The following is a 23,809-nucleotide window of genomic DNA, read 5'->3' as shown; positions in this document are numbered from 1 at the left end:
CAAAAAGTGCAGGCTAATCACCTGCACTTTTTTGCTTCTAGGCTGGCGAACTCACTACCTGCTGGCCAGCTAACACACGCAAAATCAGTTTCAGCAACAGACCATACAAAGGCACAAAAAACAACATGCTGACCGCCAACTTGGTTACATAGTCCACTATGCCAATCTCCACCCAGTGTTGCGCCATAAAGGGATCTGAGCTGTGCCAAAACGCTATAGCAAAGAACACCAATGTATCCAACATACTACCGAATATCGTCGAAGTCGCTGGGGCAACCCACCACTGGCGCAAAGAGCGCAGGCGATCAAATAACTGCACATCCAGCAACTGTCCAACCACATAAGCGGCAAAACTCGCAACTGAAATACGCAGTACAAACATATTCATACTGGACAGCGCTAGCCAACCATTAAACTGACCTTCCTGAAACAGCACGGAAAACACGTACGACACCAGCAAAGCTGGCAGCATTACATAGCCAATAACTTTGCGCGCCGGCTGTTTACCGAGTAATCGCACGGTTAAATCGGTCGCTAGAAAAATAAAAGGGAAGCTAAAAGCACCCCAAGTGGTTTGCCAACCAAAAATCTGAAACGGGAACTGCACCAGATAATTACTAGCAATGATGATCAGGATATGGAACGCGACCAGAACGGCAACGGCCACACGCATGCGTGTAGAGGACATTTTGAGCATAAGAAACCTTTTTGAATACTGGGGTTAGGGAACCCATAAACCAGCGGCAAGTATACGCTGTTAAACAAAAACTGCATCTTTGTTGCACGCAGGCATAATGCCCTGCTGTCTGTCCACTTGAACATAGGCCTAGTAAAAGCCGATAATAGCCAGCTATTTTCTCCGCCTGACTATGAGACCTGCATGAAAGATCATATCCGTCATCTAATCCAGACTGCCCTTAATACCCTTAGCACCGAAGATCAGCTTCCGGCTGAACTCAACGCCAATGTGCAGGTGGAAAATGCGCGCGATAAGACTCACGGCGACTTCGCCAGCAATATTGCCCTGATGCTAGCCAAACCCGCCGGCATGAAGCCGCGCGATCTGGCCGAAAAAATCATGGCTGCCCTGCCGCAAGATGCGCAAATCAGCAAAGTGGAAATCGCTGGTCCCGGCTTTTTAAACTTCTATCAAAACCACGCCGCCCTTGCCCAACGCTTGGATGCTGCGCTGAATGATGATCGGCTCGGCGTGCCGGTAGCCGAACCCAGCCAGCGCATTGTGGTGGACCTATCCTCACCAAACTTGGCCAAAGAAATGCACGTAGGCCATTTACGCTCCACCATCATTGGTGATGCGGTCGCCCGCACGCTGGAGTTTTTAGGCCATGACGTGATTCGTCAAAATCACGTGGGTGATTGGGGTACGCAGTTCGGCATGCTGCTGGCCTACCTACAGGAAAACCCTGAGGCGCAGCAAACTGAATTAGCCGACTTAGAAAACTTTTACCGCGCTGCCAAACAACGCTTTGATGAAAGCCCCGAGTTTGCCACCCACGCCCGCGAGCTGGTGGTCAAACTGCAAGCCGGTGATGCGGAGTGCTTGCGCCTTTGGCAGAGTTTCAACACAGTTTCTCTAAGCCACTGTCAGGAAGTCTATGATCGCCTAGGTGTGAAGCTGGGCATGGACGATATACGTGGTGAAAGCGCCTACAACAACGACTTACCCGAGATTATCCAAGCCCTGCAACAACAAGACTTGCTCACCCTCGACCAAGGCGCGCAGTGTGTGTTTGTCGACGGCTTTAAAAACAGTGAAGACCAGCCGCTGCCGCTGATTGTGCAGAAAGCCGATGGTGGCTATCTATATGCCACCACTGATTTAGCCGCTGTGCGTTACCGTCAACAACAACTCAACGCCGATCGCGTACTGTATTTTGTCGACCAGCGCCAAGCCCTGCACTTTCAAATGGTATTTACTGTGGCGCAGCAAGCAGGCTTTGCCAGCAAGGATATGCAACTTGAACACATGGGCTTTGGCACCATGAATGGCCCGGATGGCCGTCCATTTAAAACCCGTGACGGCGGCACAGTGAAACTGATTGACCTGCTCAACGAAGCCGAGCAGCGCGCCTACAATTTGGTCAAAGAGAAGAACCCAGAGCTAGACGAAAGTGATCTCAAACAGATTGCCCAGGCGGTGGGGATTGGTGCGGTTAAATATGCTGACTTGAGTAAACACCGCGCCAGCGATTACAGCTTTAACTTTGAGCAAATGCTTAGCTTTGAAGGCAACACCGCGCCCTACTTACTCTATGCTTACACCCGTGTGGCCAGTGTGTTTCGCCGTGCAGAGCAGTCCATGGATGCACCGATCGAGGGCGTGATTGAGCTAGCCAGCGAGCCCGAGCAAACGCTCGCTGCCAGTCTGGCGCGCTTTACTGAGGTGCTGAATAATCTGTCCGACAAAGGCACGCCGCATATTCTCTGTACCTACCTGTACGAGCTGGCCGGATTGTTTTCCAGTTTTTATGAGCAATGCCCCATTTTATCGGTTGAAGACAAGGCCACGCGCGCTAGTCGCTTGCGCTTGGCTGCCTTGACAGGGCGCACCCTGCGAACGGGTCTTAATTTACTGGGACTACAAACCCTGGAGCGTATGTAAGTATGGCAGCACGCAAAAAAGCAGCCGCACCAAAACGCGGTGCGAGTCGCTATCAAGAACCGGCAAAAAAACCTGTGCATCCAATTGTCTGGATTCTTGCTGGTCTTATTGTGGGGCTCTTTATCATGTCCCTGTTTCAGCTTGAGCCGGGTAAAGACGATATCAAGCGTGATAAAGAAGCAGAAAACAAAAAAACACCCTCAGCAAAAATTGACAACACTTCTCCAGCAAGCACGCAAGAGAGCAAGCCGAAGTTTGAGTTCTACACCATACTGCCCGAATCTGAGGTAATCGTACCGCCAGACGTCTTGCCGGAAAAAGCACCGCCACCACCCAGCGAAAAAGAAATCGCTGCTACTAAGAAAGCCGATGCTGCACGCGCCAAAGCCATTCTAGAAGGTAAAACTCCGCCCCCGGCGCCGCCACGCAAAGAGGTAACCCAGTTTTATTTACAAGCGGGTTCGTTTCCATCACGTGAAACCGCAGAAAGAGTGCGCGCACAATTACTGCTTACAGGACAAAACGTGCATATCGAAACCGGTCAGGTGGCCAGTAAAACATGGCACAGAGTATTGGTCGGTCCCTTTGCCAGCCGTGAACAGCTTGATAGCGCTCAACAACAACTCGCCAACAGCGGCTTTAAAAACCTTCTGCTGCAGCAACGTAAAGCTAGAATTTAACGCAGCGCCACGCCAAACGCCCTGTTGGTGCACAGTTTCTGGGCAATACGGATTAAAAAACCAATTAATACATTGCCCAGAAAAACCAAGCGCGCAAAAGTTGCGTTCCAACAGAAGGTGAAGAGGCAGTTAAAGGCTTGAGTTTACATCCCTTTGCATCTATCATTCGCCACGTCTTGGGGGAGTAGTCTACTGTGGTAACACAGTGTGTATGTCAACATCCTTGATCGGCAGATCATGGCATACACGACCTTAGGGTTTGACGAGACTCATGACACTGACAGCTTACCGGGTGGATAGCTGTCAGTGTCATGATTCTCGTAATAAATCCACCCTCGGAACTCGCACATGTTTGAAAGTTTTTTTGTCTCTACTGCGATAGTTGCTATTGCTGAAATTGGCGACAAAACCCAACTGCTCGCCTTTATTTTAGCCGCGCGTTATCGCAAAGCCTTACCTATCATTGCCGGCATTTTCATTGCCACCGTTGCCAACCATCTGCTCGCTGTTTCTGTTGGTCATCATGTTGCCAAGCTGTTTAGCCAGCAAGTGCTGTTATGGATCTTAGCCGTAAGCTTTTTACTGGTTGCCGCTTGGACTTTGATACCCGACAAAATGGATGATGAAGAAGGGTTTCTCAGTCAGTACGGTCCTTTTATAGCCAGTTTAGTCGCATTTTTTATTGCCGAAATGGCCGATAAAACCCAAGTTGCCACAGTGATGCTTGCCGCACAATTTCCGTACTTCTGGGCCGTTGTGATGGGAACCACTCTAGGCATGCTCATCACTAATGTACCGGTAGTTTTAGTTGGTCACTTTGCAGCAGAACGCTTACCCCTTAAACTTATCCGCAGCATTGCCGCACTCGGCTTTTTAGCCTTAGCTATCTACAGCGCAGCGCAAACACTAAACTTGCCGCTTTAAAGGAAACATAATGTACTTAACTATCTCTCTTTCACTTATTGCTGGACTGGTGCTACTGGTTTTCGGCGCTGAATTTCTCGTGCGTGGTGCAGCGCGTATTGCGGCCATGCTGAACATTTCCCCGCTTATCATTGGTTTAACCATTGTAGCTTTCGGCACCAGTACGCCGGAAATGGCTGTCAGTACCCAGTCAGCTTGGAGCGGTCAAGGCGACTTAGCCATAGGCAATGTTATCGGTAGCAACATTTTTAATGTGTTGTTTATTCTCGGCTTATCTGCGCTGATCACACCGCTCATAGTCTCACGCCAACTTATTCGTCTTGATGTTCCCGTGATGATTGCAGCCAGTATCCTTGCTTGGGTATTAGCTATTGATGGCTCGTACAGCCGCCTTGACGGGGTTATTCTCTTTAGCTGCGTCGTACTCTATACCAGCTATTTAATCTTTAGCAGTTTACGCAAATACAGACTGGGTAAAATGTCGGTGGATGACAGTGAATATGCTGAGCATGTCAATCCTGGTCGCTTCACCGTTGTTAAAAACATTGCGTTCATATTAGCGGGCCTAGTGCTGCTGCTGTTAGGCTCAAAATGGCTCGTGAATGGAGCAGTCGACTTGGCTAAGCTACTGGGGCTCTCCGAACTGATTATTGGTTTAACCGTGCTGGCGGTCGGTACCTCATTACCCGAGCTTGCCACATCCCTGATAGCCGCTTGGAAAGGTGAGCGTGATATTGCTGTAGGCAATGTAGTGGGCAGCAATATTTTCAACATGCTCTGTGTTTTAGGCTTGGCTGGACTGGTATCTCCCCTAGCAATCCCCATCGCCCCTAACGCGCTGAGCCTTGATTTTCCGGTGATGCTGGCCACAACTATCGCCTGCTTGCCCATTTTCTTTGCCGGTTATCGTATCAGCCGCTGGAACGGTGCTTTATTTTTCTTTTACTACATCACTTACACCTGTTACTTAATCCTGCACAGTCAAGAGCATAATCTTGCCCAAACCCTCAGCGATGCGATGCTCGGCTATGTTGTTCCTTTAACGGGTATCAGCCTATTCGTGATAGCCTTCCGTGCGTACTACAAGCAACCAAGCCTTTTACAGAGATAATAAAAACATGGCAAAGCGCAAACTTTCTCGCCGCCAAAGCTGGCGAATTGACAAGATTCAAGCAGAACGCACAGCACGAGCACAGCGACGAGAAGAGCGCACCTTAGAAGAACTGGATGGCAGTGACTTAGGAAGCGAGCAAGAAGGCTTGGTTATTTCCCATTTCGGGGTACAGGTCGAAGTAGAGGCGAGCTCAACCGAACTTGCCGGACAACGCTTGCGCTGCTATCTACGTGCCAACCTGCCCGCACTTGTTACAGGAGATAAAGTAATTTGGCGCGCTGGCAATCAAGGGCTGGGCGTAATTGTCGCTCAGCTGCCGCGCCAATCCGAGCTCTGTCGCCCTGATATGCAAGGCAAATTAAAACCGGTAGCAGCCAATATCGATCAAATATTGATCGTGTTTGCACCCTTACCCGAACCGCACGCCAATTTAATTGACCGCTATCTGGTTGCCGCCAGCCATGCGGGGATTAAACCCATTCTGCTATTAAACAAAGCCGATTTACTTGGGCAAGACAAAACGCATAAAGCCAAGAAGCTGCTGGATATCTACCAAAAACTTGGCTACTCGATTCTGCAGGTTTCTGCTTACAGCGGTTCGGGCATGCAGGAGCTGGAAAACGTACTCAAAGAACGTGTCAGCGTGGTCGTCGGCCAGTCGGGCGTGGGCAAGTCATCACTAATCAACCGCCTATTACCCGAAGCACAAGCGGCAGTCGGTGCGCTGTCTGAACTATCTGGCAAAGGCACTCACACCACCACCACAGCGCGTTTATTTTACTTTCCAAACGGCGGCAGCTTAATTGATTCACCCGGCATACGCGAGTTTGGTCTTGCGCATGTGAGCATTGACGATATTGAAGCGGGTTTTATTGAATTTCATCCGTTTTTAGGTCGCTGTCGTTTTCGCAACTGCAGCCACGAGCATGAACCCGGTTGCGCGCTGCTGGAAGCCGTTGCGCAAGGCCACATCAGTCATGAGCGCCTGACAAGCTTTAAATCTCTAACCGCCAATTTATCTGAGCGCTAGCAAGCACTAGCGCCTTGACCCACAGATATCTAGATAAGCACATACAGCTAAAACTATAAACGCCGATCAGGCTGCATATCCAGCAAACCGTCCTCGAACAGATTTAACCGCTCACGCATTGGCTTGGTCTGCTCTATAACCTGCTCTTTAGACTGATTCACTTCTTCGTTGGTTAAACCCGTCTCCGTGCCTTCAATTTCTTCTTGTGCACGCTTAGTCAGAACCAAAATATCAATGCGGCGATTTACAGGATTATATGGGTCTTTGCGATCAAACAACATAGACGATGCATAACCAGAAACACGCGCAATCTGCGCTTCCTCAAGCCCACCAGAGCGTAAAGCACGTCTGGCCGAATTGGCACGGCTGGCTGATAGCTCCCAGTTACCAAACTCTGCTGCACCCGAGTAGGGCTTAGCATCTGTGTGACCGCCGATGCTGATTTTATTAGGCACGGCGCGGAATGAGCCAGCCATCATATAAAGAATATCTTCAAAGTGCGGTTGCAGCTTGGCACTGCCTAAGGAAAACATGGGCCGGTTTTCCGCGTCGGAAATCTGAATACGCAAGCCATCTTGAGTGATAGCAAGCGATATTTGATCAAGATAAGGCTCTAGCTCTTTGCTTTCTTCTAACTTATTTTGCAACTCAAGCAATAATAAGTTTAGCCGCTCCTGCTCTAATTGCTCCAACAGGTTAGCGCTTTCTTTATCCAAGCCTTGCGATTGCTCTGTATCAACACGCAAGCTAATTTCATCATTGATTTCCGGATTGATAGTCGAGGTTGCAGAGGGTGTTGGCGTGCCGCCCAAGTCAATCACATAGGGACTGGCGCTTTGACTGTAACCAACGGGGTCTTGGAAATAACCAGAAATAGCTTTTAATTGCTCAGGTGTCGCTGAAGATAGCAGCCACATCACCAAGAAAAAAGCCATCATCGCTATAGCAAAGTCAGCAAACGCAATTTTCCATGAGCCTCCATGGCTACCACCTGAGACCTTTTTTACACGCTTAATTATTATGGGTTGGTTACCACCGCTCACTGACTAACTCCTGTCTTAACCGCCGCGAACGGCTTGCTCAAGCTCAATAAAGTTAGGTCGGTTAGCAGGCAGTAAGACCTTGCGACCAAATTCAACCGCTAAGCTGGGCGGCAAGCCTGAGGCTGAAGCCACCAAGGTTGCTTTGATCGCTTCGTACAAATTCAGCTCTTGCTTACCATCGTAATCCAGACTCGCGGCCAATGGCCCAACAAACCCGTAGGACGCCAAAATGCCTAAAAACGTACCTACCAGAGCCGCACCGACGTGACGACCAATTTCATTTTGCTCCGCTTCACCCAGCATCGCCATGGTCACCACAATACCCAAAACAGCAGCAACGATACCAAAACCCGGCAGCCCATCAGCAACCTGGTGTACAGCATGGCCCGGATGCTCCAGCTCACTTTTAAGGCTGTCGAGTTCCATATCGAACAACCCTTCAAACTCGTGGGGCGCCATATTACCGGTCGACATAATACGCAGATAATCACAGACAAACTCAGTCATGCGCTGGTCTTTTAATATGGCTGGATATTTACTAAAAATAGCACTAGCTGCTGGATCTTCGATATCCGACTCAATCGCCATCATGCCTTCACGTCGGCTTTTGTTGAGCACTTCATACAGCATTTTCAACACATCCAAATACAGTGTTTTATTAATGCGTGTTCCAAACATTTGTAAAGATTTTTTAACAACGTGACTTACGGTTTTGTTAGGGTTTGCCTGCATGAAAGCACCAAAGGCAGCACCAAGAATAATCAGCACCTCAAAAGGTTGGATAATGGCTGCAATCTGCCCTCCGGATAAAACGTATCCTCCCAACACACTACCAAAAACAACTAAAATCCCTACAATTTTTATCATAAAAAATCACACATTCTCGTTATCAAATTGTCTCATTGGCGTAGCTACTTAAAAAGCCATTTGGGTGCTAAACTGGTCCTGTTGCAATGGTAGATTATGCCATATTAAGCAAATATATAATATCTAACTCAGCAACAATCACCACATATCGGCCAAGATAGGAATATCTTAACCTCAATCAAGAGCTTCTGAAAAACGTTACCGAGGACGCTAACACAAGGCGCAACGACCAACGGGAGTAACAGCCAAAGGCTGACCTGAAGGGCGAGCGCTAGCGAGTCAAAACGTACGAAAAAGCGCAGTTTGTTTACATAAGTAAATAAGCATTATTCGCTTCGCTCCCCCTTCGGGACGTGCTAAAGCACGTTCAATCTAAAGATTGTGAGTACGTTTTTTAACGCGGTGGTAGCTAGACAGGTAGTTATTTAAAGGCTTCTCAAAATTAAGTCGCGGATTATAGTCCTTTTAGATGCGTAACAACACACCTAAACCCACACCAAAAAAGCTAAACGAATGGTTAGCTCTTTTAGACAATACAAAGCTGCCTGTTCCAAGCGGTCACAAGCGACGTGTGGAAACTGCGCTAAGCAATCCACGCAGCAGTTTAGGTGATATCGCTCAGGTTATAAGTTCCGCCCCTTCGATTGCGCTTATTTTCTTCCGCGAAGCCAATAAGCAACACAGCTCATTTAGCAAGCCTGCCCAGCATTTAGAAGCCGCCTTGACCCGACTAGGCATGACCCAATGTAAACAGCTTTTAAGCCGGTTAGACGACACACCCGAAGCAGAGATACACAAGCCTCTTAGACAGCTTTGGCTTATCAGCCAGCATGCTAATGCACAGGCCAATGCGCTCTTTGCCACCAAACTGGCTAGGATCTGGCAGGATATTCACTGGGGCAGCCTATTATTTCTTTCCCCTTTATGGCCGTTACTCACGCGCCATCCAGAGCTGTTCAAGCTGTGGGAGCAGCGCGTATTGGGCAATAAAGAGCCACAGTATAAAGTGGAACATGAATTATTTGGTACGTCCTTAACCTTATTGTGTCAAGCTTTGGCCGAGCGCTGGTCACTACCAGAGTGGGTTATTGAGGCGCACCGCATGCTTAACCAAAAGCGCCACATAATGGTGCGCACCCTCAGAGTTGCCAAATTACACGCACAGCCTTTAAAGCAGCAGCGGTTACTGGATGAGCAGAAAGATATTTTCCTTTGGTTTAGACAGCCTGCCAACACCATTATTTTGGCTAACGGCCTAGCAATAGACGCCCATTACTCTTGGTCACATGAGCATTGTTTACGCTGGCAACGATTTACCGCCCTATTCCTTGGTTGGCCGCTAGATAAAGTGCAAAAACACACACATCTAAATGCAGTGGAGCATGCCCGCCAACTAGGCAAGACGGATTTATGGCATCCCGCGCAAGCCTTACTCTGGCCATGGACAGCACGCCGTATCTGCAGACCTAAAAATGGCTTGCTAGCTCAGGACAGTGACCCACAACACTTACTGCCACCCACCACAGAAGACCTTAAAGACTGGCAACAGCAAGCCCAAAGCATGCTACAAAGACCCAGCCCTTTCGTTAACCATGCTCAATTACTGGAAAGTATGGCAAAAATGCTGGAAACGCTTGGTTTATCACGTATAGCGATGATTGCAATATCGGCAAAAACACAACAATTACGTCCTATTTACCAGCGCGGCTTTGCGTTTGCGTTGCAGCAACCCTTAACGCAAACAGCACAAAGTCCGTTCATGCAAAAGCTGCTCAAGAAAAACACTCAGCTGTATGTGCAGGATAAAAACCTGGCCCAACTACAAACACATTTAAGCCAAGACTTTACTGCGGCTATCGACAGCAGCCACTTTGTGATGGGCACGCTATGTTTGGACTATCAGCCCATAATGCTCATTATTGCTGATGCACAAAACCGGCAACTGCACGCCAATAGCCTTAAGGTGTTTAACGCCAGTTGCCGATATTTTGAACAAGCTTTAACCATTATGCGGTGCCGCACTTAACTCAGTTGCAGCACCAGTTTACCGTTCACCTGATTACTGGCTAGGCGTTCAAACGCAGCTACCGCATCGGTAAAGTCAAACACCTCTTCAGCTTGTGGCGTCAACTTACCCGCCGCAAACAGCGGCCAAACTTGATCTTTCAACGACTGTATCAGCGCCGCCTTAAAGTCATCATCACGTGTGCGCAGCGTTGACCCTATTAGCTGCACACGCTTGCCTAATAGCTGAGCCAAATCCAGCTCCACACGGCGCCCACCCATTAAACCTATATTCACCCAACGGCCGTCCACCGCCATCATTTTTAGGTTTTGCACCGCATAGCTCGCACCCACGGGATCGAGAATAACGTTAAAGGGCGCAAAGTCTTGCAGCCCCTCAATTCCATTACCGCGTAAAACACCGCCTTTGGCTCCTAAGGACTGGCAATACTCTAAACGTTCCTGACTGCCTACACTTACCCAGCAGTCGATACCCTGCGCCTTGCACAGCTGAATAGCGGCAGAACCCACGCCACTAGCACCCGCATGAATAAGCACTTTATCGCCCGCTGTTGCTTGACCGAGTTGAAACACATTCAACCAAGCTGTGGCATACACCTCAGGCAATGCAGCTGCTTCCAGTAAAGACATGCCTTCAGGAACTGGCAAGACGTGCCGCCCATCAATACAGGCTTCCTCGGCCATGCCGCCGCCAGCGAGTAAAGCACAGACTTTATCGCCTATTTCCCACTGCGCGCCATCCCCCACTTCAATGACGGTTCCGGCACACTCCAGTCCCAGAATATCGGTCACGCCGGGGGGTGGCGGGTATAAACCCGCCACCTGTAATAAATCTGCGCGATTCACGCCAACAGCCGCAACCTTAATACGTACTTGACCTGGACCACAATCAGGCGCATCAACCTTAACGAGCTGTGGCTGACCTTGATTTGCTTGCAATGCTTGCATACTGCCTCCATAGTGTACTTATCTTGTGTTGAGGGGAACTCTACCCCATTTCCCAACACTAATTCATACCAATTTAGTCAAAGCCCAATTATATGAATCAGACCATCGCCCGCACTTTTCTTGCCTTTTTATTAAGCCTTTTCCTTATTACTCCAGCCTTAGCAATCCCCAAGACTGAGCAATGGGAACACTTGCAACCTGAGCGTGCACAGGTTATCGCCAGCTTAAATATTGTTGAGCTACTCAAACGTCATCACTACAACAAGCCTCCCTTGGACAGTGAGCGTTCACAAAAAATATACGACAGCTACATCAAGATGCTAGACCCGGCGCGCATCTTCTTTACGGCTGAGGACTTAAAGCAGTTTCAGCCCTGGCAGACAGAGTTTGATAAATTCCTAACCAAAGGTGATTTACAGCCCGGCTTCACCATCTACAAACGCTACTTAGCGCGCTTTAATGGTTACCTAAATTATGCACAGACCCAGCTTGCGCAAGGCATCAACAGCTTCGATTTCAGCGTCGATGAAAGTTTCGAAACCGACCGTGAAAAAGCCGACTGGCCACACAACCAAGCTGAACTGGAAAACCTCTGGCGCATGCGTCTTAAAGATGAAGTATTGCGTTTAAAAATTACGGGCAAAGAAGACAGCGCTATTTTAGAGCTGTTGACCAAGCGGTATAAAAACCAACAAAAACGCCTGCTACAGACCCGCAGCGAAGACGTTTTCCAAGCCTATATCAATGCTTTTACGCAAAGCTACGACCCGCATACCAGCTACCTATCCCCTGAAAACGCTGAAAACTTCGATATCAACATGAGCCTTTCCTTAGAGGGCATTGGTGCAGTACTACAAAATGATAATGAATACGTCAAAATAGTACGCTTAGTACCTGCAGGACCGGCAGAAAAAAGCAAACAACTTGCACCTGCCGATAAAATTATTGCCGTTGGTCAGGGGAAAAAAGAGCTGGTCGATGTGATTGGCTGGCGTTTAGATGAAGTCGTCAAACTCATTCGCGGTCCTAAAGGTTCTATGGTACGCCTTGAAGTAATTCCAGCCAGTAATGCGCCTAACGATCAAAGCAGCAAAGTCGTCACCATTACCCGTGAAGCGGTAAAGCTGGAAGAACAAGCCGCTAAAAAATCCATTTTAGAACTGGAGCAAAACGGTCGCATCAGTAAAGTGGGCGTGATTGAAATCCCCACCTTTTATCTAGACTTTAAAGCTTATCGCAGCGGTGACCCTAACTACAAAAGCACTACCCGTGATGTTAGAAAACTGATAAGCGAGCTCAACCAAGAAGGCGTGGAAGGCATTGTGATTGACCTACGCAATAACGGTGGCGGTTCATTGCAAGAAGCCACCGAGCTTACGGGTTTGTTTATTGAACACGGCCCTACTGTATTAGTGCGCAGCAGCGATGGTCAGGTGGATATATTAGCGGATGAACAACAAGGCGCGTTTTACCGCGGCCCACTGACTGTGCTAGTTAACCGCCTATCAGCCTCCGCTTCAGAGATTTTTGCCGGCGCCATGCAGGACTACCACCGTGCCTTAGTCATTGGCGGACAAACCTTCGGTAAAGGCACCGTGCAAAGCATACAACCGCTTAATCACGGTGAACTGAAGCTCACGCTAGCCAAGTTTTATCGTGTCTCAGGCAAAAGCACACAGCATCAAGGCGTTATCCCCGACATTCACTATCCTGCAGATTTTGATATCGAACAAATCGGCGAAAGCAGCCTTCCCGAAGCGATGCCATGGGACAGCATTGAGCCGGCGGTTAAACCTTTTGCCAACCCTTTCAAGCCGTATTTAGATCAACTACAAACCCGCCATGAGCAGCGCACCGAGAAAAACCCAGACTTTATTTATAACCGTGAACGCTTAAATCTAGCGCAACAGCTCATGCAAGAAACTCGAGTAAGCCTGCATGAGCAAAAAAGACGCGCACAACAGCAACGCATAGAAAAAATGCAACTTGCGCTAGAGAATCAAAAACGTGTGGGCAAGGGAGAGGAGCCGTTAGCAGCTTTAGACAAACACGAAGACGATGACTTTAACGCTCACCAGGATGAAAACTCCGCTAAGGATGCTAAAGAAGATGCCTACCTAGTCGAAGCAGGGCACATTATGCTCGACTGGCTCAATCTCAGAGCCGTTGCCAAGCACCCATAATCGACTGCAGTAAAGGATGTGCGAGACTCCTGCACATCCTTTACTGAAGCGTTTAAGCCAGAACTAAAACTGCTGTCAACACACTAGGAACCAGCAGTGTTGCCACGACATTGGCGGCCATCGCGGGTGTATGTTCCGCTAACCGCTCGCCGTAACGCCACGCTGTCAATAAAGAAAACAGGCTAAAAGCCCAAGGTATCAGTGCCGTTAAAGCCCAAACCGGCCACACTGCATTGATCACCGCTGCAACAACAATCACAGGCACCACAAGGGTTCCCAGCCCATACGCATACACGCCAGACTTCACTCCATACCTAACCAGTAAATGACGTCTGCCCGCTTGGCGATCTGCTGCTATGTCGGGAAACTGATTCAGTAGTAATAAGTTATTGACCAAGAAAAAAACGACCAACGAGGCACAAAATACTGAGCTATTAAACTGACTGGTTAACACATAGTGAGCGCCTAACACCATAACCCCGCCAAAGCCCAGCCCGGGCGCAGCCCAGCACAGAAAAGCGAAGCGATTTAATACCGAGGTATAGGCTAACACTAGAAACACACCCACAATGCCTAACGGCAGCAACCAAATCCCAACCTGCCAAACCAAATAACAGCCAATCAAACAGGTCGCCAACAGGGTCGCCAGAGCATGCCAGAGCACATAACGAGCGGCTTGCGGTTTTTCCGGCAAAAAACCCGTACCCCCACTGAATGGAGTACGCTGAGTATGCAGGTCGAGTCCTGACTGAAAATCCAAATACTCGTTAAGCAAATTGACACTCATATGGGCCAATACAGACACCAAAAACAGCAACAGCAGCATGCCTATATTGACACTAGCAATCGTACCCCAAGCTGTGCCTAGCCCTAATAGCACGCAAATAGGCGCCAACAGTACAAAAGAGAAACGACTTGAACGCAGCAGCGCTTGTAACACGAGGTTCTCATCGTCACCTGTAGGTGCTGTGAGTGTATCTGTTGATATATTTTTAAGACTTTCCATACCACAACTTCCTTAATCTTTACTTGCTAGGAAAATCAATTCCAAACTCACGCAACGAAGTCACCAACTCAGCTAAGGGTAGACCCACTACAGAACTATAGCTGCCCGTAATGCTGCTAACAAAAACCCCACCTAAGCCCTGAATGGCATAACCGCCTGCCTTGTCATGTTGCTCGCCGGTTTGCCAGTACCAAGCCACTTCCGCTTCCAATACGTTGCGAAAAAACACAGTGGTATTCACTCTTTGGATACGGGTTTTATGCTGATTTTTAAGTGCAAAGGCAGTCATTACCACATGCGAACGCCCCGACAATGAGCGTAACATTGCTTGAGCATGCTGCTCATCCTTGGGCTTACCCAGCACCTGATCGCCCTGCACCACGATGGTGTCTGCGGCTAAAACAACGGCATTTTCTTGATCAGCCAAAGAAGCAATACCAAACTCTGCTTTTTCTTTGGCCATACGCTCTACGTAATTGATGGGTGTTTCTTTGTCTCGTTTCTGCTCATCAATATCAACATTAATCAGTTGGAAAGGGATACCTAGCTGACCCAATAACTCACGTCTTCGCTGTGACATAGAGGCTAGAAAAAAACTCATGCGCAAACCTTCTTAAATATGTTCGTTCATTGTAACACCATGAAAAACCCTACGACGAAGCGTCACTGCAAGTTCATAAAAGCATCAATAAACTTGCTTATTGCTGTTACATAACCAGCAAATTATCTCGATGTATTAATTCTTCTTCTGCTGCGGCATGACCCAGTATTAAACTGAGTTCTTCAGAGCTATGGCGCATAATCTTACGGGTTTCTTCGATGCTATAGTTGACTAATCCGCGCGCAATCTCTCGCCCCTGCTCATCAGTACAGAGCACCATTTCGCCTCGGCGAAATTTACCTTCCGCCGCCACCACACCCACAGGCAACAGGCTTTTATGTCCATCAAGCAGGGCTTTTACCGCACCTGCATCAAGCGTCAGTGTACCGCGCGTTTGTAAATGACCCGCCAACCATTGCTTGCGGGCGGTTTCCCGGCACTGATCAGCCGTAAGCAATGTACCCAACGCTTCACCCTCTTTGAGACGGTCAATAACGCGTTCGATGCTGCCACCAACAATAATTGTATTCGCCCCTGAACGAGCGGCTAAACGAGCAGCCCGTAATTTGGTTTGCATGCCACCACGTCCCAGAGCACCTGCACTGCCGCCGGCTGCGTTATCTAAGCTTGGATCTTCGGCACGCGCCTGCACAATCACCTGTGCCTGTGGGTTATTGCGTGGATCCGCATCATACATACCATCACGGTCGGTCAGAATGACGAGCAAATCCGCTTCAACAAGATTGGCTACCAAGGCAGCTAACGTATCGTTATCACCAAAACGAATTTCATCAGTGGCAACGGTATCGTTTTCATTAATGACAGGTACTACCCCAAGACCCAACAAAGTGGTTAGGGTGTTGCGAGCATTCAAATAGCGTTTACGATCCGATAGATCATCATGGGTGAGCAGTATCTGCGCGGTACGCTCGTTGTGCTCAGCAAAGCTGCTTTCCCACGCTTTAACCAAGCTCATCTGCCCAACTGCCGCCGCCGCTTGCAACTCATTAATGGCACTGGGGCGCTCCAACCAGCCTAGACGGCTCATGCCCGCCGCCACAGCTCCGGAAGACACCAACACCAAATCTATACCTGCTTGGCGTAGCGCCACCAGCTGACGCACCCAAACAGCCATAGCATTGCGATCCAGTCCGCGACCATCAGCGGTTAACAATGCACTGCCAATTTTTACCACCCAACGCTGGGCTTGAGTTACCTGTTCACGCATAAAAAACGTTCCAAAAACTATTTGTTCTGAAGGGCGTACCGCAGCGATGACACCCTAAACCAAGGTGCTATCTGACATAGAAAACTTCTGCTGCGTCTTCATCGTCTTCATCCCAATCATCCTCTTCTGCGTCATCGGCAGCCTTAACACCAGCTCGACGCAAGGCACGTTGGTCATCCAAAGCTTGCAAACGAGCGCGGCCTTCATCTTCGATACGCTGATCCAGATCGGTTAGATACTCTTTGTACTCTTCATCTTCAGCTAAGCGTAAATCACGCTCATCCAGATAGCGCATAATCGCCTGACTGAGTTCCTTAGTGCCTTCATGATCCAATGCGGAAATCATAAATACGGGACCTTCCCAACCAAGCTGCTCAATCACAGCTTGCTTGCGCTCTTCACGCTCATCATCTAGAAGCTGATCAATCTTGTTGAGTACCAACCAGCGGTCACGCTCTGCCAAGGACGGGCTAAAGGCTTCAATCTCATCCACAATAACCTGCGCGGCTTCGGCTGGGTCGCTTTGGTCAATAGGCGCCAAATCAACAATGTGCAACAACAAACGCGTACGTGTTAAATGTTTGAGAAAGCGTATCCCCAATCCTGCGCCCTCGGCAGCGCCTTCGATAAGACCTGGGATATCAGCTACCACAAAGGTTTTATAACCACCTACACTAACAACCCCCAAATTAGGCACCAGTGTGGTGAAAGGATAATCCGCCACTTTAGGCTTGGCCGCAGAGACAGAACGAATAAAGCTACTTTTACCCGCGTTGGGTAAACCAAGTAATCCCACATCCGCCAACACCTTCAATTCCAATTTCAAATTGCGCGCTTCACCTGCTGTACCGTCAGAGGTTTGGCGCGGCGCGCGATTGGTGCTGGATTTAAAGCGGGTGTTGCCTAAACCATGCCATCCCCCTTGCGCCACCAGCAAACGCTGACCATCTTCAAGTAGGTCGCCAATCACCTCTTGCGTATCCGCATCAATCACAGTTGTGCCAACAGGTACTTTAAGGATCAAGTCCTCACCCTTAGCACCGGTACAGTCGCTACCACGACCGTTCTCTCCACGCTGGGCATTAAACTTGCGTTTATAGCGGTAATCCAACAGTGTGTTATGGTTATGGTCAGCCTCTAAAAACACCGAGCCGCCATCACCGCCGTCGCCTCCATTAGGGCCACCAAATTCAATAAACTTTTCACGGCGAAAACTCATGCAGCCATTGCCGCCATCGCCCGCTTTAACACTAATTAAAACTTCATCAACGAACTTCATAAAGATCCCCTACGCTCTTAAAGCGCTTACGCGCAGGATACAGCAAACCCATAAAGTCCGCCTTAAAGAGCCTATAAAAAATAACGTTTTTGCCGCCATTTAGCCTTGGCAAAAACAAAAAAGCCCCGTCAAACTGACAGGGCTTTTTTGTTATGGATTATTTAAGCAGTCACTACACTTACGTAGCGGCGGTTAAATGCACCCTTAACTTCAAACTTAATCACACCTTCTTGCTTAGCAAACAGCGTGTGATCCTTGCCCATGCCTACACCGTAGCCAGGGTGGAATTCTGTACCGCGCTGACGCACGATAATGTTTCCTGCTTTAACTGCTTGGCCGCCGTACATTTTCACGCCTAAGCGTTTCGATTCCGAGTCGCGACCGTTGCGGGTACTACCGCCAGCTTTTTTCGTTGCCATGAGTTCAGTTCTCCTGTAGAAATCTCAAGCGCTTAGGCTTGAATACCAGTGATTTTGATTTCAGTGAACCACTGACGGTGGCCCTGACGCTTCATGCTGTGCTTACGACGACGAAACTTGATAATACGAATTTTGTCGTGACGGCCCTGCGCAATAACTTCTGCAGTAACCTTTGCACCATCAACAACAGGAGCACCGACCTGCACTTCTTCGCCGTTGCCGACCAGTAATACTCGGTCAAAAGTAATATTTGCGCCGGTTGCTTCTTCCAGCTTTTCAATTTTCAAGTAATCGCCTTCAGCGACCTTGTACTGCTTACCACCAGTTACAATAACTGCGTACATATTTTATCTCCGTAATTCCTGCTCACCCAAGGCTTTATCTGTATTAGTATCGCTTGGCATGGCTGTTAAGTGCTGGATTAAGGCAATTAACAATTGCGTAAGGCAGGTTTGCCTAGTTAACAGAATGCAGGTTTTGCCCAAACAGACAGCGCCTTTATTCCTTAAAGTTCAGGGCGCGAATTGTACGCAAGACTGCAATACTAAGCAAGCCCCTGACAAGCGACTTTTCTTGACTTATTGTATACCTCCACCTAGCATTCAGTGCAGTCTATTAGGAGCTTCAAAAAATCATGCAACCACAGAGCTTTTATCGCGTCGTCACTGAGGACTTTGCTAAGGTCGATAGCCTTATAAAACAGCAGCTTGTCTCCCAAGTACCTTTGGTAGAAAAAATTGGCGATTATATCGTTTCCGCTGGCGGTAAACGTTTACGTCCATTATTGGTGCTGCTCGCTGGTAAAGCGCTGAATAAAAGTGATGAAGATCTTTGTTTGCTGGCCGCTGTGATTGAGTTTCTACACACCTCAACACTATTGCACGATGACGTAGTGGATAAGTCCGATATGCGCCGTGGGCGTGCTACCGCTAATGCTAACTGGGGTAATGCACCAAGCGTATTAGTGGGCGATTTTTTATACGCACGCTCCTTTGAAATGATGGTGCGCTTGGCTTCTTTACCGGTTATGCAAATTATCGCTCACGCCACCTGCGTTATCGCCGAAGGTGAAGTGTTACAGCTCACCAAAATACGCGACGCCAGCACCACCGAAGAAATTTACATGCAAGTCATTCGCGGTAAAACCGCCATGCTATTTGAAGCCTCCACCCATAGTGCAGCTGTGCTGGCCAATGCTCCGCCAGAACAAGCCGAAGCACTGCGTTTATATGGCGACCGCCTAGGCATTGCATTCCAGCTGGTTGATGATCTGTTGGACTATCAGGGTGACGCTGACTCTCTAGGCAAAAACGTGGGTGATGACTTAGCCGAAGGCAAACCCACCCTACCGCTCATCGTCACCATGCGTAGCGGTACTGCCGAACAAGCAGCCCTAGTACGTACCGCCATTCAAAAAGGCGGCACAGAGAATTTCGAGCCTATTCGACAGGCTGTTCACGACAGCGGCGCTTTGACCTACACCGCACGCTTAGCACAAGAATATGCAGATAATGCTATCCAGTGCTTAGCCCCACTGCCTGAGTCTGAATACAAGACGGCTCTGATTGAACTCGCTCAGTTTGCTGTTCAGCGAACCAAGTAGGCCCTACACCTCACCGCACGTTTAAAGTGCGGTTTCTGCGCTCTAAAACCACTCAATTTAATGCCTTTAATCACGCTCGATTTTCCGCGCAACCAGCTGCTTTTTGCAAAATAAATAAGGCATAATGCTGTAATCAAATCAGACTAACAAGTCGCCGGTAGTTTGTTTATGCAAGCACTGATTCCTTATTCTAACCAACGAAAGAGAATAAACGCATGAGTATTTTAAGTGAGTTCAAAACCTTTGCTGTAAAAGGCAACGTTGTCGACATGGCTGTAGGTATCATCATTGGTGCCGCTTTTGGTAAAATCGTCACCTCATTTGTCGGTGACGTCATCATGCCGCCACTGGGCATTCTTATCGGTGGAGTCGACTTTTCCGATTTAGCCATCACCCTTAAAGCAGCAGAAGGTGATTTACCAGCGGTGATAATCGCTTACGGCAAGTTTATCCAGACGGTGATCGACTTCATCATTGTTGCTTTTGCTATGTTCATGGGCATTAAAGCCATTAACAAGCTCAAGCACGAAAAAGCAGCTGAAGAGCCCGCTGCAGAGGAGCCAGCCGCTGAGCCAGAAATCACCGCGCAAGAGCAATTGCTGACCGAAATACGCGACCTGCTTAAACAACAACATCGACCCTAAGCAAACACCCCCACAATTTGTAGGTTGACGCGCAAGGCTGGACTCGCCCCCTTAACCGGTCGACCTGCAATGCACAAGCACACGCATTCGCTGCTGTGCTTTTTATTGTGCGTAATAAGACTGTTATGCAGAGTTAATGGAAATGCGTCAGCCTTTATTGATAAGACGATCAAATTGCTTGATGGCTCGGCGCAAAGCCACTGTCTGGCCTAGCTGTTCTGCATAAACCACATCAGCCATTTCCGCAATAGCCGACTGGCTTGGCAAGGGGACTTGTTTTTCTAGCACGATCCGCATCCGCGGCAACAAAACCCATTGCAACCACTGTTCGAACGTCAGCGTATCTATACAAAACGGCTCTTGACTGAGCAGTGCTTGCTCATTGGGCGGGCTTTGTGTCCACCAACCCAGCTCGCGCAATTGCTGCTCAATACAGTGCAAACAATCCGCCAAAGAAGATAACTCACGCATTACAGACTAATCCGTGCTCTTTGGCGCGCCTGTGCAGCACCTGCCGCATCACCACGTTTTTCACGCGTCTCGGCAATCAGATCCCACAATCCCGCTTGCAGTGCTGGGCGTCCTGAACTGAGGCTTAGACCACGCTGTGCAATCTGCTCTGCTTGCTGCGCATCGCCTTGAGCCAAGCGTACTTCTGCTAAGCGGTATAGCACTTGTGGCTCACGCGGTGCGATACGTTGAGCACGCTCTAGACTGGCAGCAGCGCCATTAAGGTCACCCTGATTTTGTTGCTGCTGCGCGGTGCTGAGCAATGCCAGCACCGGCGGTTCAATTTGCGTCACCACAGCACTAGTCTGCTGCTCAGCCGCAATAGGTGTGGGCGTAGAGGGCGCGGTGCTCTCAAAGATTGACTCGGGCGTATGCAAGGGCGCATCAAACTCTTCGCCAAGAATCGGCGCGCTGGGCGTGTAAACGGTTTCAGGTTTCACATACTGGCTTTCAGGAGCACCGTAAGCTACCGGCGCCTCATTGCGCGAATCAGTAACCACTGCACCCTGTCGTGCATCCCTATCACGCATAACCCCAGGCGTAACCGGCGAACCTGAATCAACCACCGGAATCGACGGGCGTAATGTTCCACAACCAGACAGCACGGTGGCTGCCAACAAAAAAACTAAACTTTTATTTTTCACGCAAAATAATCCTCTGCTACCTGTTTAACCAACCTTTGATCCAATCTTTAAAACCACTTTCGCTTTTCTGCTTTACCTCTTCAGCAGGTTCAACCACCTCACCACAGAAATCGCCCAGCGGAGGCTCACTGCCTTTTAGGTAAGGCATTTTAACCACGCCAGCACAGCTACGGCTGACCGCAAAGCCCTGCACAGGATCAATTAGCACCTCAACTACGTTATCTGGCGGCACCTGCGCCAATGACGTCGGGCGCGCACTCTGCATAAAATTCGTCCATAACTGCAAAGCACCTGAGGCACCGGTTAACGAGGTCTGTCCGTTATCATCACGTCCCATCCATGCCACGGCTAAAATATCTTGTCCGTAACCGGCAAACCAACTGTCACGCAAATCATTACTGGTACCGGTCTTGCCAGCCAAGCGTAAATTCTTCGGCAGCTTATTATACGCAGAACGCCCTGTTCCTTCAGTCATTGCTCTGCGCAACGCTTCTTGGGTCAGATAAATAGCACCCGCATCAAAACGCTGCTCCACTTGCAGCGGATAACGCCCTAATGGTTCACCCTCGGCATTGAGCACGCTACGAATAGCACGCAAGGAGCTATTAAAACCCCCATTGGCCAGTGTTTGATACAGATGCGCCGTTTCAAACGGGGTCATACTTCCCGCCCCCAACAACATGGACGGATAAGCAGGCCAATCACGCTGCAAACCCAAACCTTTGAGTGTTTGCAGCACTTTTGGTAAGCCTAAATCCAAACCCAGTTTGGCCGAAGAAAGGTTGTGGGAAAATGCCAAGCCTTGGTATAAAAATATTGTGCCGTGCTCTTTACGATCATAGTTTTGCGGTGACCAAATCCGCCCTTTGGCATCCTGTACGGAAAACGCCTCATCCTGCAAATAACTGGTTAGCGTATATTTTTCTGGTTGTTGCAAGGCGGTTAAGTAAATCGCCGGTTTCACCAAAGAGCCAATCGGCCGTAGTGCGTCTAAAGCACGGTTAAAGCCTGCATAGCGCGGCTGGCGACTGCCTAACAAGGCTTGTACCTCACCTGTTTCCGGGTGAGTGACCACCATAGCAGTTTCAATCGCCTCAATACCCTTGCGTCCTGCTAATCCCTTAAACGTACGTTGCAAAGCATCTTCGGCTTTACGCTGTAAAATCGGATCCATACTGGTAAAAATGCGCAGACCTTCCTCGGTTAAATCCTGATCGCGGTAGTCTTCACGCAACTGGCGTTTAACCAAGTCCAAAAAAGCGGGATAGGTCGTATTGGCTAAACTGCCTTTTTTACTGATCCCCAAGGATTTTTTCTTGGCCTGTTCAGCGTCTTGTTGGCTAATAACGTCCTGATTGGCAAGCAAGTCAATCACCAGGTTGCGTCGCTCCAACGCACGTTCGGGCTGGCGTCGCGGATTATAAAAAGACGGCCCCTTCACCATGCCCACCAGCAAAGCCACTTGATGCACCTGTAACTCGGCCAAGGGCTGACTAAAATAATACTGACTGGCCAGACCAAAGCCATGGATAGCGCGCTCGCCGTCTTGGCCTAAAAACACCTCGTTTAAATAGGCTTCCAGTATTTCGTCCTTGTCGTAATGCATCTCCAACAGCAACGACATCAAGGCCTCGGTCGCCTTACGTTTTAAACTGCGCTCACTGGTAAGGAAAAAGTTTTTCACCAGCTGCTGCGTGAGCGTACTGCCCCCCTGACGCAACCCTCCAGCACTGGCATTCACCCACACCGCACGGGCAATGGATTTAGGTGACACACCCCAGTGCTGATAAAACTCTCTATCCTCGACCACCACCAGCGTTTGCGTTAATAATTCAGGCACTTGATCCAAACGCACCAAGATACGGTCTTCTTTATGCGCCGGATACAAACCGCCAATAAGCAAGGGTTCAATGCGCACCACCGCAACAGGCTTCCCCTGCGCATTGGTCAGTTTGGTTATATAACCATTGGTAAAACTGACACGCACACGCTGCGCGGATTCAGTCCCTTCATAAAAACGAAAACCGCGGCTATGGAACTCAATGGTGTTGGCATTTAACGAATAGGTACCAATACGCTCGGCGCTTCGTTCACGTTGATAGCCCAAGGCATTCAACTCGATCAGAAAATCTTCCTGTGCCAGCTTGCCGCCAACATACAATTCAAGAGGACGCGCATACACTCGCGCCGGAACAGTCCAGCGCTTACCTGAGAAGCGCTCCTGCACCACAGCATCCAAATAAACCATGACGGCTGCTAACACCAGCAGTGCTACCACAGCTAATTTAAACAGGAGCCTTAGCCAGCGACCTGAGCGCGGTGATGGTTTTTTTTTGTTCTTTTTACTGCCTCTGGTTGGTCGGCTTGTTCTGTTTTGCTGACTCATAACCGATCAAACCTGTAGATGTTTTGCATAAATACTTTATCTCAATGCTTGC

At 49.0% G+C, this 23,809-nt stretch carries 22 protein-coding genes and 1 riboswitch; of the genes, 9 read left to right on the top strand and 13 right to left on the bottom strand.

Annotation, left to right across the window (positions count from 1 at the left end; all coding sequences use genetic code 11):
• Nucleotides 1-37 precede the first annotated feature (37 nt).
• Nucleotides 38-697 (bottom strand): 7-cyano-7-deazaguanine/7-aminomethyl-7-deazaguanine transporter, encoded by a 660-nt coding sequence (locus tag QEZ41_RS08110; protein WP_289410915.1) that lies wholly within the window; start codon nt 695-697, stop codon nt 38-40.
• A gap of 183 nt (nt 698-880) precedes the next feature.
• Between QEZ41_RS08110 and argS the strand changes: the two genes are divergently transcribed.
• The 5 genes from argS to rsgA all read left to right on the top strand — a co-directional run bounded on the left by argS (nt 881) and on the right by rsgA (nt 6,371).
• A complete protein-coding gene (argS, locus tag QEZ41_RS08105) occupies nt 881-2,623 on the top strand; it encodes an arginine--tRNA ligase (RefSeq protein WP_289410914.1) in 1,743 nt (580 codons plus the stop codon).
• A gap of 2 nt (nt 2,624-2,625) precedes the next feature.
• A complete protein-coding gene (locus QEZ41_RS08100) occupies nt 2,626-3,303 on the top strand; it encodes an SPOR domain-containing protein (RefSeq protein ID WP_289410913.1) in 678 nt (225 codons plus the stop codon).
• Between the two features lie 167 nt (nt 3,304-3,470).
• A riboswitch (yybP-ykoY riboswitch) is annotated at nt 3,471-3,630 on the top strand.
• A 21-nt stretch (nt 3,631-3,651) separates the two neighbouring features.
• The gene (locus QEZ41_RS08095; protein ID WP_289410912.1) at nt 3,652-4,227 is read left to right on the top strand and encodes a TMEM165/GDT1 family protein; all 576 of its coding nucleotides are present in this window, start codon (nt 3,652-3,654) and stop codon (nt 4,225-4,227) included.
• Nucleotides 4,228-4,237: 10 nt separating this feature from the next.
• On the top strand, nt 4,238-5,338 hold the full coding sequence (locus QEZ41_RS08090) for a calcium/sodium antiporter (RefSeq protein WP_289410911.1): 1,101 nt from the start codon (nt 4,238-4,240) through the stop codon (nt 5,336-5,338).
• A gap of 7 nt (nt 5,339-5,345) precedes the next feature.
• Entirely contained in the window at nt 5,346-6,371 is a 1,026-nt protein-coding gene (gene rsgA / locus QEZ41_RS08085) for a small ribosomal subunit biogenesis GTPase RsgA (RefSeq protein ID WP_289410910.1), read from the top strand.
• Nucleotides 6,372-6,424: 53 nt separating this feature from the next.
• Here the strand turns inward: rsgA and motB are convergent, their stop codons facing one another.
• Both motB and motA read right to left on the bottom strand, forming a co-directional pair.
• Entirely contained in the window at nt 6,425-7,414 is a 990-nt protein-coding gene (gene motB / locus QEZ41_RS08080) for a flagellar motor protein MotB (RefSeq protein WP_289410908.1), read from the bottom strand.
• A gap of 15 nt (nt 7,415-7,429) precedes the next feature.
• Nucleotides 7,430-8,281: a flagellar motor stator protein MotA gene (motA, locus tag QEZ41_RS08075; RefSeq protein ID WP_289410907.1), complete on the bottom strand. Its 852-nt coding sequence runs from the start codon at nt 8,279-8,281 to the stop codon at nt 7,430-7,432.
• 469 nt (nt 8,282-8,750) lie between these two features.
• Between motA and QEZ41_RS08070 the strand changes: the two genes are divergently transcribed.
• The gene (locus QEZ41_RS08070) at nt 8,751-10,307 is read left to right on the top strand and encodes an HDOD domain-containing protein (protein ID WP_289410904.1); all 1,557 of its coding nucleotides are present in this window, start codon (nt 8,751-8,753) and stop codon (nt 10,305-10,307) included.
• Here the strand turns inward: QEZ41_RS08070 and QEZ41_RS08065 are convergent.
• Complete coding sequence (locus tag QEZ41_RS08065) at nt 10,304-11,254, bottom strand: NAD(P)H-quinone oxidoreductase (RefSeq protein ID WP_289410903.1); 951 nt, start codon at nt 11,252-11,254, stop codon at nt 10,304-10,306. The two genes, QEZ41_RS08070 and QEZ41_RS08065, sit on opposite strands and share 4 nt — an antisense overlap.
• Nucleotides 11,255-11,346: 92 nt before the next feature.
• On the opposite strand from QEZ41_RS08065, the gene QEZ41_RS08060 reads away from it, so the two are divergent.
• Entirely contained in the window at nt 11,347-13,437 is a 2,091-nt protein-coding gene (locus QEZ41_RS08060; RefSeq protein WP_289410902.1) for a carboxy terminal-processing peptidase, read from the top strand.
• A 52-nt stretch (nt 13,438-13,489) separates the two neighbouring features.
• Here QEZ41_RS08060 and QEZ41_RS08055 read toward each other — a convergent pair whose 3' ends face one another.
• The 6 genes from QEZ41_RS08055 to rplU all read right to left on the bottom strand — a co-directional run bounded on the left by QEZ41_RS08055 (nt 13,490) and on the right by rplU (nt 18,314).
• A complete protein-coding gene (locus QEZ41_RS08055; RefSeq protein ID WP_289410900.1) occupies nt 13,490-14,443 on the bottom strand; it encodes a prenyltransferase in 954 nt (317 codons plus the stop codon).
• 19 nt (nt 14,444-14,462) lie between these two features.
• Nucleotides 14,463-15,044 (bottom strand): Maf family protein, encoded by a 582-nt coding sequence (locus tag QEZ41_RS08050; RefSeq protein WP_289410899.1) that lies wholly within the window; start codon nt 15,042-15,044, stop codon nt 14,463-14,465.
• 106 nt (nt 15,045-15,150) lie between these two features.
• A complete protein-coding gene (gene proB, locus QEZ41_RS08045; protein WP_289410898.1) occupies nt 15,151-16,272 on the bottom strand; it encodes a glutamate 5-kinase in 1,122 nt (373 codons plus the stop codon).
• Nucleotides 16,273-16,339: 67 nt separating this feature from the next.
• Nucleotides 16,340-17,551, bottom strand: coding sequence for an Obg family GTPase CgtA (gene cgtA / locus QEZ41_RS08040; RefSeq protein WP_289410897.1), 1,212 nt, complete (start codon nt 17,549-17,551; stop codon nt 16,340-16,342).
• A gap of 161 nt (nt 17,552-17,712) precedes the next feature.
• Complete coding sequence (rpmA, locus tag QEZ41_RS08035) at nt 17,713-17,970, bottom strand: 50S ribosomal protein L27 (protein WP_289410896.1); 258 nt, start codon at nt 17,968-17,970, stop codon at nt 17,713-17,715.
• 32 nt (nt 17,971-18,002) lie between these two features.
• A complete protein-coding gene (gene rplU / locus QEZ41_RS08030) occupies nt 18,003-18,314 on the bottom strand; it encodes a 50S ribosomal protein L21 (protein WP_289410895.1) in 312 nt (103 codons plus the stop codon).
• A 290-nt stretch (nt 18,315-18,604) separates the two neighbouring features.
• Between rplU and QEZ41_RS08025 the strand changes: the two genes are divergently transcribed.
• On the top strand, nt 18,605-19,573 hold the full coding sequence (locus QEZ41_RS08025) for a polyprenyl synthetase family protein (protein WP_289410894.1): 969 nt from the start codon (nt 18,605-18,607) through the stop codon (nt 19,571-19,573).
• A 215-nt stretch (nt 19,574-19,788) separates the two neighbouring features.
• The gene (gene mscL / locus QEZ41_RS08020) at nt 19,789-20,217 is read left to right on the top strand and encodes a large-conductance mechanosensitive channel protein MscL (RefSeq protein WP_289410893.1); all 429 of its coding nucleotides are present in this window, start codon (nt 19,789-19,791) and stop codon (nt 20,215-20,217) included.
• 147 nt (nt 20,218-20,364) lie between these two features.
• Here the strand turns inward: mscL and QEZ41_RS08015 are convergent, their stop codons facing one another.
• Genes QEZ41_RS08015 through mrcB form a run of 3 tightly spaced genes read right to left on the bottom strand, consistent with a single transcriptional unit; the run spans nt 20,365 to nt 23,757 of the window.
• Nucleotides 20,365-20,688 carry a YqcC family protein gene (locus QEZ41_RS08015; RefSeq protein WP_289410892.1) on the bottom strand — a complete coding sequence of 108 codons (324 nt, stop codon included), beginning with the start codon at nt 20,686-20,688 and terminating at the stop codon, nt 20,365-20,367.
• The gene (locus tag QEZ41_RS08010; RefSeq protein WP_289410891.1) at nt 20,688-21,371 is read right to left on the bottom strand and encodes a tetratricopeptide repeat protein; all 684 of its coding nucleotides are present in this window, start codon (nt 21,369-21,371) and stop codon (nt 20,688-20,690) included. The genes QEZ41_RS08015 and QEZ41_RS08010 overlap by 1 nt, the downstream gene beginning before the upstream one ends.
• Nucleotides 21,372-21,387: 16 nt before the next feature.
• A complete protein-coding gene (gene mrcB / locus QEZ41_RS08005; RefSeq protein WP_289410890.1) occupies nt 21,388-23,757 on the bottom strand; it encodes a penicillin-binding protein 1B in 2,370 nt (789 codons plus the stop codon).
• Nucleotides 23,758-23,809: the final 52 nt, after the last annotated feature.

Source organism: Thiopseudomonas acetoxidans, assembly GCF_030362935.1.
Taxonomy (GTDB): domain Bacteria; phylum Pseudomonadota; class Gammaproteobacteria; order Pseudomonadales; family Pseudomonadaceae; genus Thiopseudomonas; species Thiopseudomonas acetoxidans.
Note: the sequence above shows the minus strand (reverse complement) of the source record. Positions and strands in the feature narration are given on the sequence as shown.